The organism is Priestia sp. BR_2 (assembly GCF_041954005.1).
Taxonomy (GTDB): domain Bacteria; phylum Bacillota; class Bacilli; order Paenibacillales; family Paenibacillaceae; genus Paenibacillus_AQ; species Paenibacillus_AQ lautus_A.
The window spans coordinates 1-15957 of sequence record NZ_JAVFHM010000115.1; the positions used below are offsets into that span (position 1 = coordinate 1).

Sequence of the window (15957 nt, forward strand, 5' to 3'; positions counted from 1 at the left end):
CTTAGTACGAGAGGACCGGGATGGACGTACCGCTGGTGCACCAGTTGTTCCGCCAGGAGCATGGCTGGGTAGCTACGTACGGACGGGATAAGCGCTGAAAGCATCTAAGCGTGAAGCCCCCCTCAAGATGAGATTTCCCAATTAGTAAGACCCCTTGAAGACGACGAGGTAGATAGGTTGGAGGTGGAAGTGCAGCAATGCATGGAGCTGACCAATACTAATCGGTCGAGGGCTTATCCAAAAAATACCCCAAAAAGTGAAGCAAAGCTTTGAAGCAGATGCCGAATACTTTTCGGGGACCCCGATACCACATCGGGTGAATGCTACGGAGTCTAATGTGCTGCAAATATCGTTTCGTATCTAGTTTTCAGGTGATCAAACATCTGAACCGTTTGGTGGCGATGGCGGAAGGGTTCCACGCGTTCCCATACCGAACACGACCGTTAAGCCTTCCAGCGCCGATGGTACTTGGACCGAAGGGTCCCGGGAGAGTAGGACGTCGCCAAGCGAACAACCATAAAGGCCGTTATCGAGTAATCGATAGCGGTCTTTTTCCTATATGCAGATAATTTGGGGATGCTGCCCCTTGATACGCGATGGGTAAAACTCCAAGAAAGCGGACGGAGATGGTTACTAAGACGGGTATCGACAATGAAGCTGTACTTGACAGGGAGTTGTTTTTTTTCTTTAAACAACAGATTCAAAAATCAAAAAGGCGATCCTGCAGGGATCGTCTTTTTGATTTCATTTGGAACTAACAAAAGTATCATGAGAAATTGCCCTCGCTTGCAAGCAAACATCTTGTATCTTCATATACATCATGCACACTCTGTGTTCTCTCTGCGGACGGTGGCGATCCGTTCTTGGATTGCTGCTGCCCATGCGTACATCATTACTGATTGAACTTCATGTTCTATGCTTCAACCACGTTCCTCTGTCCATAAGGAAGCACCGTAAGTGTAACGCTGCTAGGTTTGCCATGTCGGATAAAACCGATGACAACCTGCTCGCCAGGCTTCATCGATGTGACATGATCTTCCAGCTCATCATAACTGCGAATGACCTGGCCAGCCGCACTCGTAATGATATCGCCTTCCTCTAAGACACCGTCTGCTGGCGTGTGGGCAAACACCTCAACGACTTTGACGCCCTCTATGCCGTCACGACGGTATGTATAATGATTCATGCCGATCCAGCTGGACCAGAAAGTAGATCGGATATCTTGGCCAGTCTCCAGCACGCTCTCCATATTCCGCATGAATCGGTATGTACCGAAGGCCATGTTATCCATCATCATATACTCCCGCTCATTGGACCATAATCCTGTATACTCGATGCGGACCAAGGTGCCTTCTGTATGTGGTTCAATGGTCCAAATGGTAAGCTCCTGGTCTTCTCCCTTGAGCGTGAGTTTGCAGTAAGGCGTAAGCTCCTCAATCGTGCCGCTATAGGATACGCCCCAGCCGTAATCAAGAGAGACTTGACCGCCGACCTTCAGATCGATCTCACAATGGCGAGTCTCCCATCGATTGCGTTCTTGCGGATCGGTCAAGGCTTTCCATACACGATCGGGTGTTGTACGGATGACAATCTCCCGCTTAACATGGTTAAAAATAGAGTCCATTCTTATGAGTCCTCCTCAAGATATTGTTTAAGTCTGCTTAACTTATTCTCCAGAATAGAGCCAAGCTCTTGTTGAAGCTCCGCATACCCCCGCTGAAAAGTCGGGGTGTTCAATCGGTAGTAGCAATACTTGCCTTCCCTTCGCTCTAGTAATAGCTCCTCTTCCAGCAAGATAGCAAGATGCTTTTTTACGGCGGGCTGTGAGATATGAAATGCCTTCACGATCTCCAGCTGAGGGAGTTCTTGATGAGCGACCATATTTAGGATTTTCCTTCGGATGGGATCGGAAATGGCGCGGTACATATCACTCATGGTTGGAATCCCCCATCTCTCCAAAATATAACCTTTTGGTTATATGAATGAGTTAATATAATTTTCCAACCTCTGAAAGTCAATACGAATTTTAAACGAAAAAGGGCTTTACACAACCAAGACACTAGTGTACTATTTAACTATAACACCGATACAAAAAGGAGTGGAACAAATAGATGAGCGGAAACGATTCAAATGAAATGGCAACAAATATAGAGAATGCTGCAACGGATTTAAAGAACGAATTACATGCTTCAGTTTCTACGGAGAGGAAGAATGCCAAGCAAGGTCCAGTCGTTCTGACCGTTGAACAGGTCACCAAGACGATTGGAAAGAAGAACATCGTCGACAAGCTATCCTTTGACATTCATCGAGGTGAAATCGTTGGTTTGCTTGGACCGAACGGCGCGGGCAAAACAACAACCATTCGAATGATTGTTGGGTTGATCGATATGAGCCAAGGCGATGTACTGGTAAAGGGACATAGCATCAAGAAGGACTTCGTTCAAGCCGTTCGTCATATCGGGGGCATCATCGAAAATCCGGAATTTTATCCGTACATGAGCGGTTATGACAACTTGAGACAGTATCAGCGAATGTCCGAGGGAGTGACGATCACAAGAATCATGGAGGTTGTCAAGCTTGTCGGGCTGCAGGACGCCATACACAAGAAGGTTCGTGCTTATTCCCTTGGTATGCGCCAACGATTAGGAATCGCGCAGGCTCTGCTCCACAATCCGTCCATCCTTATTCTCGATGAGCCGACGAACGGCCTGGATCCTGCCGGTATTCGCGAGATGCGGGATTATTTGAAACAAATCGCCAGAGATGAGGGGATTGCCATTCTCGTATCCAGCCATCTGCTGTCGGAGATGGAGCTGATGTGCAGCCGCGTGGTTGTCATCCAGGAAGGCAAGTTCGTCACTGAGCGCTCGATCGGGGGGACGGTCGCGAATGAAGAGTTAACGACGGTAAGTCTCCGCGTAAATGATACAGCCATGGCGGAACAAACGGTTCAACATCTCAAAGACATCATTCTGATCAACTCCTCAGTGGAGGAGGGGATGATTACCCTTCAACTTCACGAAGAGGATATACCCACGCTGATCCAGTTACTGTGCGATGCACGCGTACGGATTTACCGGGTGGAAGAAATGAAGTCGTCGCTTGAAGAAGAATTCTTGAAATGGACAGGAGGCAACCGCATTGCGTAGCTTTGGAAATCTCGTCTGGAACGAATGGCTCAAAATGTTTAAGAAACGCAGCTTCTTCTTGCCATATGCGCTTTTGGCTGGAATGGTGATCTTCACGGCGTTCTTGCTCTTTAAATTTTCCAATGGCGGCAGCACCGGCTATGAATTTGCCCAGATCGCTGTAACCACCAAGGGAATGGGGCAAGTGCTGACCCTGCTTGCCATTGTTGTGACGGCAGGAGCCGTAGCGAAGGAACACAGCATGGGAACGATCAAATTGCTGCTTATACGTGCACAGAGCCGCTCCAAAATTTTGGCATCGAAATATGTGGCCGTATTGATTTACATCTTAACACTGGTGGCCTTCATGTTTGCTGTAGCCGTGCTGACCGGCCAAATTACGTTCGGCATGGATGTCGGCTCCGTTACGCTTGGCGATGTGCTCATTGGAGCAGTGAACAACCTGGTGTATACGATCGTTTATGTAACGCTAACCTTTATGGTAGGCATTCTAACGAGATCCACCGGTCCTGCAATCGGTATCGGCATGTTCATGGTCATTATGGAAAGCATGGTGGTACAGCTGCTTGCGCGTTACTCCTGGTCTAAATACCTGCTGTTCCTGAATGTGGATCTTTCCCTGTACAGCGGTGGCGCAAGCTCCCCGGTACCAGGCATGAGCTTAACGTTCTCAATTATTGTGCTCGCTGTATATCTCCTCTTGTTTCTTGCGGCAGGCTTTGTTACGTTTAAAAAACGGGATGTCGCATAAGGAGCCTGAGTTCGAGGTAGAGCGGCGGAAAGGAGCAACCCGACAGTGAGTATCGAATTTGACAATAATCTGCCGATCTATTTACAGATCATGACGTATCTGAAGAAAGAAATCATCATCGGCAAACTTTTGCCCGGTGATAAAATCCCATCGGTTCGAGAATTAGCGAGTGAGCTTCAAATAAATCCAAACACGGTGCAGCGAACTTTTCAGGAATTGGAGCGTGAGGGTATTGTGGAGACGCGGCGGGGATTGGGCCGATACGTAACAAGCGAGGAATCGAAAATCATGGAAATCAAAAAAGAAATGGCCGGCGATCTGCTGGAACGGTTTATACGCGGCATGCAGGAGCTCGGCTTTAAAGATCAGGATATCATTACGATCGTGGAAGATGCTGTGAAGCAGCCATGATCCAAAAAGCGGAGGTGAGACCATGGTGGAAAATCTGTTACAGGTACGAAGCGTGACCAAAACGTATGCCGGTAAACGCAGAGCGCTGCATGATGTCAATCTGGATATCAGCGGAGGCAAAATCATCGGCTTGCTGGGTACCAACGGCAGCGGCAAGAGCACGCTGATGAAGATTGCGGCCGGTTTGATCCAGCCTACGGCAGGTGCCGTTTACGTGAACGGCAAACCCGTGGGGCTGGAGACCAAAGCCAGCGTGTCCTTCATGCCGGACCGGCCGATGACAGAATCCTGGATGAAGGTCTCGGATGCGGTGGCGTACTTCAAGGATTTTTATGAGGATTTTAATGTAGAGAAGGCAAACAGAATGCTGGACTTCATGAATTTAAAGACCAATGATCGCATCAGCTCCCTGTCCAAAGGGATGAATGAGCGCCTGCAGTTAACGCTCGCCTTGTCCCGCGAAGCGAAGCTGTATATGCTGGATGAACCCATCGGCGGGGTGGATCCCGTAGCCCGTGGAAAAATTTTGGATGCCATCGTTGAATTCTACAACGAGGACAGCAGCATCATAGTTTCGACTCATCTTGTCCGGGACATCGAACGGATATTTGATGAAGTGATCTTCATTCGTAACGGCGAGGTTGCCATGCATGATGAAGTGGAGAACATCCGCCTAAAACACGGAAAAAGCATAGATGAGATGTTTAAAGAGGTGTATGCGGAATGATGAGACTGCTGAAATACGACTGGAAGAGAAACTCGACCACGCTGCTCGGCGCTTTTGCGATTCTTCTTATCGTGCAGATCGCGATTACGGTGACAGGTTCGATAAGAGATTGGGAGCTAGGATTGAGTTTCGGTTTAAGCATGCTGGCTTATGGCTCTGTGAGTGTTTTGCTCCTTGTGGTCACTGGCAAGAACTTCGGCTATAACATCAAGGCATATCACCGGCGTCTGCTCCCCGTCCGTTCCGTCTGGAGCGTGATTTCCTCCCTCATTCTGGCGTGCGCGAGTTTACTGGCGCTGTGCCTACTGATGGCACTGCATTTGTGGTACTACTGGAACGTTGCCGGCATCCCATGGGAAATGATCCGTTTTTCCGATTATCCTGTTATGTATTATGTAGGTCTCGCCCTGTTGACGGCATGGAAATTCATCTTCCTGATGATTACGATATTTTTTGCCATTGCCGTGGCCAACAGCATCACGAAGAAAGGCAGCGTATGGATCGGCATTCTGGTGTTCTTTGTATTGCATAATGTCCTGTCCTGGATCAGCCAGCTGTTCTTCGGAGAAGAGGCAGCATGGGTTGGCCCGATGGCGACCATTTCCTTCGAGAATGAGGCTGATTTCACCGTATCTGCCGCGCAGTATACGTTAGCATGGGGCGCATTTGCTTTTGAGGTCATTGTGGCGGCCTTGATCCTATATGCCACGGTGTATCTCGTTGATCGGAAGGTTGAGGTTTAACTTAAGGAATATGAGGATTTAATACTATAAACGGACCAAAGAAACTGCCTATCCAAGGCAGTTTCTTTGGTATGAATCGAGAAGGAAAACCGCTAGGAACACAGAACTAGAACCTTAGCAGTATGCCGCTATCAATCCATGGACTCCAATTTATAGGCAAGAGATAGCGGATAAAATTCGAAATATGATTTAAACATTATAACGTTATATTCACGTTCAGGATGTTCTGTGCTATGCTATAACCATGGTATTAAGATAAAGCAATGCAAATCGGCAGGTACTGAAGAGGATTTAAGGCTGGTCCGGCAAGGCTGAAGGGGTGAAACGATGAAGATTTTGGAACAGCGTTTTGTTTTGCGCAACGTACAGACGGTGGATGATGAGAAGCCTTTTGACATTGTCATGGAGAACGGGTTCATTACCGAAATAACGGATGCGAATACGGCATCGGGTGACAACGGTTTTGACGGTACGGGATTATATGTGTCCAGCGGTTGGATCGATATGCACGTCCATGCGGTCGCCAAGCTGGAGCCCTACGGCGATGCCATCGACGAGATCGGCGTTCAGCAAGGCGTCGCCACCATTATCGATGCAGGAAGCTGCGGCGCGGATACGATTGGAGAATTGGCAGCCGAGGTTGCCAGGGCCAAGACAAACGTGTTTGCTTTTTTGAATATTTCCCATATTGGACTTCAGCGGATCGACGAGCTTTCCAGTTTGGAATGGATCGATCCCGAGAAGGCAGCAAAAGCGGTATTGACGTATCCTGACCTGATCATCGGGCTCAAGGCAAGAATCAGCAAAAGCGTAGTGAAGGACAATGGCGTAGAGCCGCTTCGACTCGCAAGGAAACTGTCCGGGAAAACGGCCCTGCCGCTGATGGTTCATATCGGATCAGGGCCTCCTGTGATTGAGGAAGTGCTGGAGCTGCTTCAGAAGGACGACATAATCACTCATTATTTGAACGGGAAAGCCAACAATTTATTCGATTCGGGCGGAAAGCCGATTCCTGCCCTGACCGAAGCGATTGCCCGCGGCGTTCATCTGGATGTCGGCCATGGTACGGCGAGCTTCTCGTTCCTGGTGGCGGAGTATGCAAAAGCCCAAGGGATTAAGCCGGATACGATCAGCACCGATATTTATCGCGGCAATCGCATCCATGGTCCGGTGTACAGCCTGGCCAATGTCATGAGTAAGTTTCTGTATCTAGGATACGGCTTGCAGGAAGTGGTCGCTGCGGTAACGGACCATGCAGCCGCATGGCTGGGCCGTCCGGAGCTGGGCCGAATTCAAGTCGGCGACGCTGCCCACCTTACCCTGTTCGCGGTGCGGCAGGGACCGATGAGTTTGACCGATTCCGAAGGGGAGACCCGAATCGCTGACCGATATATCGAAGCCAAAGGAGTGGTAGTCAATGGATCATTCATTACATGCTAAATACGGGTTGAAACGCGTGGTGAACGCCAGCGGGCGCATGAGCATTCTTGGTGTGTCGGCACCGACGGATACCGTCATGGAAGCCATGCGGATCGGTGGACAGAGTTACGTGGAAATCGCGGATCTGGTAGATAAAGCAGGCGATTACATGGCGCGCATTCTCGGCTCCGAAGCGGCGGTTGTCGTCAATTCGGCTTCCAGCGGCATCGCTCTATCCGTGGCTGGAATCGTCACCGAGGGCAATCGCCGGCGCAGTGACCGACTGCATCAGGAGCCGATTGCGAAGAACGAGATCATCCTGTTTAAGGGGCATAATGTGCAGTATGGAGCTCCCGTCGAAACGATGGTTTATCTCGGAGGCGGCAAGGTCGTAGAGGTAGGGTACGCCAACGAAGGGCGTAAGGAGCATATCGCAGAGGCGATAAATGAACGGACCGCTGCCATTTTATACGTGAAGTCCCATCACTGCGTGCAGAAAAACATGATTTCGGTGGAAGAAGCGGCAGAAGTGGCCCAGGCACATGGAATACCGCTGATCGTGGATGCCGCTGCCGAGGAGGATATCCAGAAGTATGTGAAGTACGGAGATCTGGCTATTTACAGCGGTTCTAAGGCAATCGAAGGTCCGACCTCCGGTATAGTAGGCGGCAAGCGCCAATACGTGGAGTGGGTGAAGGCGCAGCTGCATGGCATTGGGCGGAGCATGAAGGTCGGCAAGGAAACGACGTTTGGATTGCTTCAGGCGCTGGATGAGTATATGGTGAAGGAAGATAAGAGCGAGTTGGAGAAGGCGGCACTGGAGGAAATGAAGTCCTTATCGAAATTGCCGGGCATTGAGGTTACGATCGTGCAGGACGAAGCGGGAAGAGCGATCTTCCGGGGACGCGTGAAGGTCAATGAGGAGGCGGCAGGGGTAAGCGCCAAATCCATGAACGATCAGCTGCGCGAAGGCGACATTGCGGTGTATACCCGGGATTACGGCGTACGCCAGGGGTATTTTGATATCGATCCTCGCTCGCTTTCCGGCGATGATTTGCAAGTCATTATAACGAGAATACAGCAGATTGCAGGGGGAAACTAAGATGGCAAACATGGAGAAACGTCTTTACAGAAACCGCGCGGCATTAAACGTTCTTGCAGGCAGCATTCAGAATGCGAAGGAAATATTCGAAGCTTCGGAAGGGCATGTGCTGGTCGGCGTATTGTCGAAAAATTACCCGAATGCGCAGGAAGCCGTCATCGCGATGAAGGAGTACGGGGCCGTCATCGAGGATGCGGTATCCATCGGCTTGGGCGCCGGCGATAACCGTCAAGCGGCGGTGGTCGCGGAGATCGTGAAGAGCTACCCGGGCACGCATATCAATCAGGTGTTTCCGGCGGTCGGTGCAACCCGTGCCAACCTGGGCGGCGAAGAAAGCTGGATCAACAGCCTCGTGTCCCCTTCGGGACAAGTGGGCTACGTGAACATATCTACCGGACCGGTGAGCGCTGCCGGATCGGACAAAGCCGTCGTCCCCGTAAAATCGGCAATCGCGCTTGTACGCGATATGGGCGGCAACGCACTGAAGTATTTCCCGATGCAGGGCTTGAAGCTGGAAGAGGAGTATCGTGCGGTAGCGAAGGCATGCGCGGAGGAAGGATTCGCGTTAGAGCCGACGGGCGGAATCGATAAAGAGAATTTTGAAGCCATCGTCCGCATCGCGTTCGAGGCAGGAGTACAGCAGGTCATCCCTCACGTATACTCCTCGATCATCGACTCGGCCAGCGGGGATACGATCATTAGCGACGTGCAAGAGCTGCACCTTAAGTTAAAAGCGCTGGTTGATCAATATGCCTAAGACGATCGCTGCATTTGGCGAAGTGATGATGCGTCTTCAAGTACCAGGGTATGCTTCCTTGGCACAAGCGAGCCACCTGAACTATTCCTTTTCCGGGACGGGCGTCAACATCGCGTCGGCCGTGGCAAGGTTTGGCCATGACGGCTACCTCGTCAGCACGCTTCCGGACAACCCGCTTGGCGAAGCGGCGATCTCATATCTGCGCAAGCTTGGGATCGGCACATCGCTCATTAGCCGCGGGGGCAAATATGTCGGCATGTACTTTCTGGAGAATGGGTTTGGCGTTAGACCCGGTCGCGTGACCTATACGGATCGCCTTGGCAGCAGCTTTAATACGGCGGAGGATGACATGTACGATTTCGATGCGATTGCCGAAAAGATCGACATGATCCATTTTTGCGGCATCACCCTTTCCATGAACGACACCGTGCGGGGCCAGATGAAGGTCTTGGCTCGCAAGGTCAAGCAAAGCGGCGGAACGGTTGTGTTCGACTGCAACTACCGTCCTTCCTTATGGGGCGCGGACCGCTACGATTTCGCCAAGCCGCACTACGAGGAAATGCTGTCTTTGGCGGATATCGTCTTCATGAACGAGAAGGATGCCATCCATATCCTTGGCATGGAAACCACCCGGGAGGATCGGCACGAACAGCTGCAGGAGTTGATTCCGAAGGTGGCGGCGAAGTATAATATTACGGTTGCGTCGGGTACCCACCGCAAGATCAACGGGGACAATACCCATTCCCTGCAAGGCTATCTTTACACGGATGGAGCGTTTCATTTTTCCCAAACGTTGACGTTCTCCGTTCATGACCGCATCGGGGCGGGCGATGCCTATGCCAGCGGTGTGATTCATGGGATCTCGGAGGGATATGAGCCGGGCCGGACGGTTGATTTTGCCGCAGCGGCGGCGATGCTTGCCCATACCGTAACGGGAGATACGCCGACGGCAAACGAACGCGAAGTGCTTCAGGCGATGAGTCATCATATGTCTGACGTGGAAAGGTAGGAGGAAGCATGTCGATCACGCGGAAGAACGGTCCATTATACTTGCAAATCAAGAAGATCATTAAAGATCGGATTCTGCATGGGGTATATCCACTTGGTTCCCATATTCCTTCCGAGCCGCAGCTCGAACAGGAATTTAACGTCAGCAAAATGACGGTTCGCAATGCGATCCAGGAATTGTACCAGGAAGGGTATGTAGAGAAGCGGAGCGGTGTGGGAACGATCGTGACCCGGAACACGTCCTTTTCCAAGCTGTCCAAGGGGAAGCTGTTTACCGAGATTTTGGTTGAAGAGGGCCACCAGATCCGGAAGCGCCATCTGAAGACGGAATGGGTGCACAATGAACCGGATAGCGAATTGTTCCTGAAATTCGGTGAGCGGTGCCTGCTGATCGAGCGGCTGTATTTGCTGGACGGGAGCCCGTTTATCTACTACACCCATTACGTATCGTCCCTGGTGGACATGGGGGAGGAGTTCGATTCAAGCGAACTGCCGTCCTTGTATGAACGTATCGAGGAGAGTCAAATCACGCTGGAGAATTTCCGGGACCGTTTCCTGGCGACCGTGGCTAATGAGGAGATTGCCTCGCTGCTGGAAGTGAGCGCCGGGACCCCGTTACTGAAGCGGTTGAGATCCTCCTACGACCAGACGGGCAGCATCATTGAATACAGCATCGGGTATTACAATACGGAGCTGCAGCATTATTTGATCAGTTATGATGCTTAAGATACAGAAAACGACAGGAAGAAGTGGCCAAGAGACCGGTTTTAATCCGGAACGTTGGCTGCTTCTTTTTTTATTCCTTCGGTTGAATTGTTCTTCGGAAAAGGGCTATAAGCGATCGAAGAAGTGGGTACAATAAGAATACAGGCATAGCGCGAACATTTGAGAAGTACCCTCTTGGCAAAATGAAAAAATGTGCTATAATGAGATCAAAGTCAAAGAAAGTCAAAGTCAACGAGAGGGTTCGCTGATTTTGATTATGGTTAATCAACGTATAAGCAAGGCTCTGTGCGGACGTGTAAGATCACTATCCGTCTTAACGTTTCAAACAGTGGAGGATGAACAGACCATGCGTAATATCTCTGATATTATCGAACAATACCTGAAGAGCATTTTGCAGGAAAGTCCGGAAGGAACCGTCGAAATTCAACGCAACGATTTGGCGGAGCAATTTTCTTGCGTTCCTTCCCAGATCAATTACGTGATCAGCACACGGTTCACGCTGGAGAAGGGCTTTCTTGTCGAGAGCAAGCGCGGCGGGGGCGGATACATCCGCATCCAGCGTATCGAGCTTCCCCAGCATACTGCACTCCAGCAGCACCTTCATCATACCATCGGCAGCATGATTGACCAGACGGTAGCGGAAGGCTTGATCTACCAGCTGGAGGAATCCCGGTTTTTGACGAAGCGGGAGGCCAGCCTGATGCGGGCCGCCGTTTCAAGGGAATGCCTGAATGTGAAGCTTCCTTATCGGGATGAGCTGCGCGCAAGGATTATGAAGGCGATGCTGATTTCTTTATTAGGTAAGTGAGTCTGTGTAAGGAGGCATCGGAGTATGTTATGCCAAGAATGCGGTAAACGGCCGGCGACACTTCATTTCACCAAAATTGTGAACGGGGAGAAAACGGAGTTTCACTTTTGTGAAACTTGTGCCCGCGAAAAAGGGGAATTGATCCCCGGTACGTCGAATGGTTTTTCTATACACAGTTTGCTGTCAGGCCTGCTGGATCTGGATCCTTCAGGCAAGGGCCAGACCCCCGGTGCGAAAACGGCCCAGACGCTGCAATGCGAGGAATGCGGCATGACGTATTCCCAGTTCAGCAAGCTTGGCCGGTTCGGCTGCAGCGCGTGTTATAAATATTTCTCGGATCGATTGGATCCGTTGTTCAAGCGAGTCCATGGGGGAACTTCCCATGTGGGCAAAGTGCCGAAGCGTACCGGCGGCCGGATTCAGATCAAACGCCGGATCGATGAGCTTAAAAAGGAGCTTCAAATGAGGATCCTGCAGGAGGAATTTGAAGCGGCTGCCGAGATCCGGGACCAAATCCGCGAGCTGGAGCGTAACATTGCTCAGGGATAAGATCGTTACATTTTGCACTTTAGTAGGAGGAATGCGTGATGTCTAATCTCCGGTTTACCGATTCGGCGCTGAGCGAGTGGATGCGCGGGAACGGTCAGGATTCCGACATTGTCATCAGCACCCGCGTGAGGGTGGCGCGCAACCTGCAGCATCTTCCTTTCCCGCTGCTCGCAACGGATCAGCAGTCGGGAGAAGTGCTAGAGCGCCTGACCCATGTGTTAAAGGATAAGGAGGATTTGCAGGATTTCGGGCATTTGCATGTAATTAAATTAAGTGAGATTGATGAGCTGGATAAGAAGGTTCTCGTCGAGAAGCATCTGATCAGTCCCAATCTGGCTAATGAATCCCGGAACGGTGCCGTCATCCTTACCGAAGATGAATCCGTCAGCATTATGATCAATGAAGAGGATCACCTGCGCATACAGTGTCTGTATCCCGGATTTCAGGTTCGGGAGGCATGGAGCCGCGCGACGGCGCTGGATGATATTTTCGAATCCGAGATCGATTATGCTTTTGATGACAAAAGGGGTTACCTAACGAGCTGTCCGACCAATGTCGGCACCGGCCTTCGCGCTTCGGTCATGATGCATCTGCCCGCGCTCGTCATGACGCAGCAGATCAATCGGATTCTCTCGGCCGTATCGCAGGTAGGCTTGACCGTTAGAGGAATTTACGGCGAGGGCAGCGAAGCTTTAGGCAACCTGTTTCAAATCTCGAATCAGATTACGCTCGGGCAAACCGAGTCGGAGATCATCGAGAATCTTCACAGCGTGGCCCTGCAGATCATCGAGCACGAGAAGAATGCCAGGGCGCGGCTCCTCAGTGAATCCAAGCTCCGTATCACGGACCGGGTCATGCGTTCATACGGCATCCTGTCCTATGCAGCGGTCATGGATTCCAAGGAAGCGGCTCAGCGCTTGTCCGATGTTCGGCTAGGCGTGGATCTCGGCCTGCTGGAAGGGCCGGAAATTCCGGTCATGAACGAGCTGAACGTGAAGACGCAGCCGGGATTTCTCCAGAAGACCTATGGAGAGGGCATGAATCCTTCCGAACGCGATATGTACAGGGCTAAGCTCATTCGCGAGACATTGGGCAACCGTTAAGAAGTCGTTAGTTATTATTTCTCGGTTTACAGTTGGATGACGGTATAAACGTCTTAGCCGGCGATACACCGAAATCCGCGAGGTTCAATATATTAATTGAAACGTGGAGGTGCAATACTATGATGTTTGGCAGATTTACGGAACGCGCACAAAAGGTGCTTGCATTGGCTCAGGAAGAAGCGGTACGCCTGGGTCACAACAATATCGGCACAGAACATATCCTGCTTGGACTTATTCGTGAGGGAGACGGCATTGCAGCCAAAGCGCTGATCGGACTTGGACTTGGTCTTGAGAAAATCCAGGACGAAGTGGAGACATTAATCGGACGCGGACAGGAGCAGCCAACCAACATTGCTTACACGCCTAGAGCGAAAAAAGTGATTGAGCTCTCCATGGACGAAGCCCGTAAGCTTGGCCATACGTATGTGGGAACCGAGCATATTCTGCTGGGGTTGATTCGCGAGGGCGAAGGGGTTGCGGCACGCGTGCTGAACAACCTGGGCATCAGCCTGAACAAAGCCCGTCAACAGGTGCTGCAGCTGCTGGGCAGCAGCGAAGCGGTGTCTAGCCATCATGGCACGCCGCAGAACGTGAGCACGCCTACATTGGACAGTCTCGCTCGGGATCTGACCGCCATTGCCAAGGAAGGCAATCTGGATCCGGTCATTGGCCGCAGCAAAGAAATCGAGCGCGTGATTCAGGTGCTTAGCCGCCGGACCAAGAACAACCCGGTACTGATCGGTGAACCGGGAGTAGGTAAGACGGCGATCGCGGAAGGCTTGGCACAGCGCATCATTAACAATGAAATTCCGGAGACGCTGCGCGACAAACGCGTGATGACGCTGGATATGGGCTCAGTCGTAGCGGGTACGAAATACCGCGGCGAGTTTGAGGACCGCCTGAAAAAAATCATGGATGAGATTCGTCAAGCCGGCAACATCATTCTGTTCATCGATGAGCTGCATACCTTGATCGGCGCAGGCGGAGCAGAAGGAGCCATTGACGCTTCCAACATCCTTAAGCCTTCATTGGCGCGCGGAGAGCTTCAGTGCATCGGGGCTACCACGCTGGACGAATACCGCAAATACATTGAAAAAGACGCTGCACTTGAGCGCCGCTTCCAGCCGATCACGGTGGATCAACCGTCGCCGGAGGAAGCCATTCAGATCCTGTACGGTCTGCGTGACCGTTACGAAGCGCATCACCGTGTGAAAATTACCGACGAAGCGATTGAACAGGCCGTGAAATTGTCCGACCGCTACATTACGGACCGCTTCCTGCCGGATAAAGCGATTGACCTGATTGACGAGGCCGGTTCGAAAGTTCGTCTTCATACGTATACCATACCGCCAAATCTGAAAGATCAGGAAGCGCATCTGGAGGACATCCGCAAGGAGAAAGACGCGGCCGTCCAAAGCCAGGAATTCGAGAAAGCGGCAGCGCTGCGCGATACGGAGCAGAAGCTTCGCGAGGAGCTCGAAGTCACGAAGAACCAATGGAAAGAAAAACAAGGACGTACCGATTCCGAGGTAACGCCGGAGGACATCGCCGACGTTGTCGCCAACTGGACCGGTATTCCCGTCAATAAACTGAAGGAAGAAGAGACCGAGCGTCTTCTGAATCTGGAAGAAATCCTTCACAGCCGCGTAATCGGCCAAGAGGAAGCCGTCAAGGCCGTAAGCCGTGCGGTTCGCCGGGCACGCGCAGGACTGAAGGATCCGAAGCGCCCAATGGGCTCCTTCATCTTCCTGGGTCCTACCGGGGTAGGTAAAACCGAGCTGGCACGAGCTCTTGCCGAGGCCATGTTCGGAGATGAGAATGCGGTCGTGCGAATCGACATGTCCGAGTACATGGAGAAGCATTCCACGTCGCGTCTCGTCGGAGCGCCTCCGGGATATGTCGGCTACGAGGAAGGCGGTCAGCTGACCGAGAAAGTGCGCCGCAAGCCGTATTCCGTTGTCCTCCTCGATGAAATCGAGAAGGCGCACCCTGAAGTATTCAATATCCTGCTTCAAGTGCTGGAAGACGGACGCCTGACCGATTCGAAGGGCCGCGTGGTGGATTTCCGGAATACCCTGATCATCCTGACTTCCAACGTCGGAGCGGAAGCGATCAAGAAGAACTCCACGCTTGGATTTACCGCCGTGACGGATGCAGGCCGCGATTATAACAACATGAAAGGCAAAGTGATGGATGAGCTCAAGAAGAGCTTCCGTCCGGAGTTCTTGAACCGGATCGACGAGATCATCGTGTTCCACTCTCTGGAAGAGAAACACATTGCCGAAATCGTGACGCTGATGTCCGACGAGCTGCGTAAACGCCTGAAAGAATTCGAGGTGCATTTCGAACTCACGGACAAGGCGAAGGCCTTCATAGCGAAGGAAGGATACGATCCGGCCTTCGGTGCCCGTCCGCTGCGCCGGGCTATCCAGAAGCACATCGAGGATCGCCTTTCCGAGGAGCTGCTGAAAGGCAATGTGGCCAAGGGCGACTCGCTTGTCATCGATGAAGCGAACGGCGAACTGGTTGTGAACAAGAGTGAAGGTGTAACGGCCGCATCGGCCGAAACGGAATAAGATAAATAACATCACCCCGCTGGAGTCAAATCCGGCGGGGTTTTTGATTTAAATGTTAACGGAAGATGAAGGCTTTGTATGGGGCAGATACATGGATGCTTAGAGGTTATATGGATGAATGGCATATT

At 51.5% G+C, this 15957-nt stretch carries 16 protein-coding genes and 2 rRNA genes; 16 read left to right on the forward strand and 2 right to left on the reverse strand.

The genetic code is table 11. From position 1 onward, the window contains the following. Both RB298_RS03685 and rrf read left to right on the forward strand, forming a co-directional pair. Positions 1–241 (forward strand): 23S ribosomal RNA (locus RB298_RS03685); the annotation flags it as partial. A gap of 150 nt (positions 242–391) precedes the next feature. Then, a 5S ribosomal RNA gene (gene rrf, locus RB298_RS03690) occupies positions 392–508 on the forward strand. Between the two features lie 405 nt (positions 509–913). Here the strand turns inward: rrf and RB298_RS03695 are convergent. Together RB298_RS03695 and RB298_RS03700 are read right to left on the reverse strand one after the other, a co-directional pair. Next, entirely contained in the window at positions 914–1624 is a 711-nt protein-coding gene (locus RB298_RS03695; protein WP_486045825.1) for an SRPBCC family protein, read from the reverse strand. 2 nt (positions 1625–1626) lie between these two features. Continuing rightward, entirely contained in the window at positions 1627–1935 is a 309-nt protein-coding gene (locus RB298_RS03700; protein WP_145041103.1) for a metalloregulator ArsR/SmtB family transcription factor, read from the reverse strand. 176 nt (positions 1936–2111) lie between these two features. On the opposite strand from RB298_RS03700, the gene RB298_RS03705 reads away from it, so the two are divergent. The 14 genes from RB298_RS03705 to clpC all read left to right on the forward strand — a co-directional run bounded on the left by RB298_RS03705 (position 2112) and on the right by clpC (position 15829). Continuing rightward, a complete protein-coding gene (locus RB298_RS03705; RefSeq protein ID WP_486045827.1) occupies positions 2112–3149 on the forward strand; it encodes an ABC transporter ATP-binding protein in 1038 nt (345 codons plus the stop codon). Beyond that, positions 3142–3900 carry an ABC transporter permease gene (locus RB298_RS03710; protein WP_096777188.1) on the forward strand — a complete coding sequence of 253 codons (759 nt, stop codon included), beginning with the start codon at positions 3142–3144 and terminating at the stop codon, positions 3898–3900. Before RB298_RS03705 ends, RB298_RS03710 begins: the two co-directional genes overlap by 8 nt. A 45-nt stretch (positions 3901–3945) precedes the next feature. Then, the gene (locus tag RB298_RS03715; RefSeq protein WP_009594678.1) at positions 3946–4311 is read left to right on the forward strand and encodes a GntR family transcriptional regulator; all 366 of its coding nucleotides are present in this window, start codon (positions 3946–3948) and stop codon (positions 4309–4311) included. A 22-nt stretch (positions 4312–4333) separates the two neighbouring features. After that, complete coding sequence (locus RB298_RS03720) at positions 4334–5038, forward strand: ABC transporter ATP-binding protein (RefSeq protein ID WP_096777187.1); 705 nt, start codon at positions 4334–4336, stop codon at positions 5036–5038. Next, positions 5035–5781 carry a hypothetical protein gene (locus RB298_RS03725; protein WP_486045830.1) on the forward strand — a complete coding sequence of 249 codons (747 nt, stop codon included), beginning with the start codon at positions 5035–5037 and terminating at the stop codon, positions 5779–5781. The genes RB298_RS03720 and RB298_RS03725 overlap by 4 nt, the downstream gene beginning before the upstream one ends. 336 nt (positions 5782–6117) lie before the next feature. Then, positions 6118–7221: an amidohydrolase/deacetylase family metallohydrolase gene (locus RB298_RS03730; RefSeq protein ID WP_486045850.1), complete on the forward strand. Its 1104-nt coding sequence runs from the start codon at positions 6118–6120 to the stop codon at positions 7219–7221. Then, positions 7199–8302 carry a DgaE family pyridoxal phosphate-dependent ammonia lyase gene (locus tag RB298_RS03735; protein ID WP_192570473.1) on the forward strand — a complete coding sequence of 368 codons (1104 nt, stop codon included), beginning with the start codon at positions 7199–7201 and terminating at the stop codon, positions 8300–8302. Before RB298_RS03730 ends, RB298_RS03735 begins: the two co-directional genes overlap by 23 nt. 1 nt (position 8303) lies before the next feature. Then, positions 8304–9059 carry a 2-dehydro-3-deoxy-phosphogluconate aldolase gene (gene dagF, locus RB298_RS03740; protein WP_096777183.1) on the forward strand — a complete coding sequence of 252 codons (756 nt, stop codon included), beginning with the start codon at positions 8304–8306 and terminating at the stop codon, positions 9057–9059. Further along, positions 9052–10068 carry a sugar kinase gene (locus RB298_RS03745; RefSeq protein WP_486045833.1) on the forward strand — a complete coding sequence of 339 codons (1017 nt, stop codon included), beginning with the start codon at positions 9052–9054 and terminating at the stop codon, positions 10066–10068. The genes dagF and RB298_RS03745 overlap by 8 nt, the downstream gene beginning before the upstream one ends. An 8-nt stretch (positions 10069–10076) precedes the next feature. Continuing rightward, positions 10077–10793, forward strand: coding sequence for a GntR family transcriptional regulator (locus RB298_RS03750; RefSeq protein WP_486045835.1), 717 nt, complete (start codon positions 10077–10079; stop codon positions 10791–10793). A 346-nt stretch (positions 10794–11139) separates the two neighbouring features. Beyond that, positions 11140–11601 (forward strand): CtsR family transcriptional regulator, encoded by a 462-nt coding sequence (locus RB298_RS03755; protein ID WP_009594675.1) that lies wholly within the window; start codon positions 11140–11142, stop codon positions 11599–11601. 24 nt (positions 11602–11625) lie between these two features. After that, positions 11626–12150 carry a protein-arginine kinase activator protein McsA gene (mcsA, locus tag RB298_RS03760; protein ID WP_375122059.1) on the forward strand — a complete coding sequence of 175 codons (525 nt, stop codon included), beginning with the start codon at positions 11626–11628 and terminating at the stop codon, positions 12148–12150. A gap of 38 nt (positions 12151–12188) precedes the next feature. Continuing rightward, positions 12189–13253 carry a protein-arginine kinase McsB gene (mcsB, locus tag RB298_RS03765; protein ID WP_009594672.1) on the forward strand — a complete coding sequence of 355 codons (1065 nt, stop codon included), beginning with the start codon at positions 12189–12191 and terminating at the stop codon, positions 13251–13253. A 119-nt stretch (positions 13254–13372) separates the two neighbouring features. Further along, entirely contained in the window at positions 13373–15829 is a 2457-nt protein-coding gene (clpC, locus tag RB298_RS03770) for an ATP-dependent protease ATP-binding subunit ClpC (protein WP_096777181.1), read from the forward strand. The last annotated feature ends 128 nt before the right edge of the window (positions 15830–15957 follow it).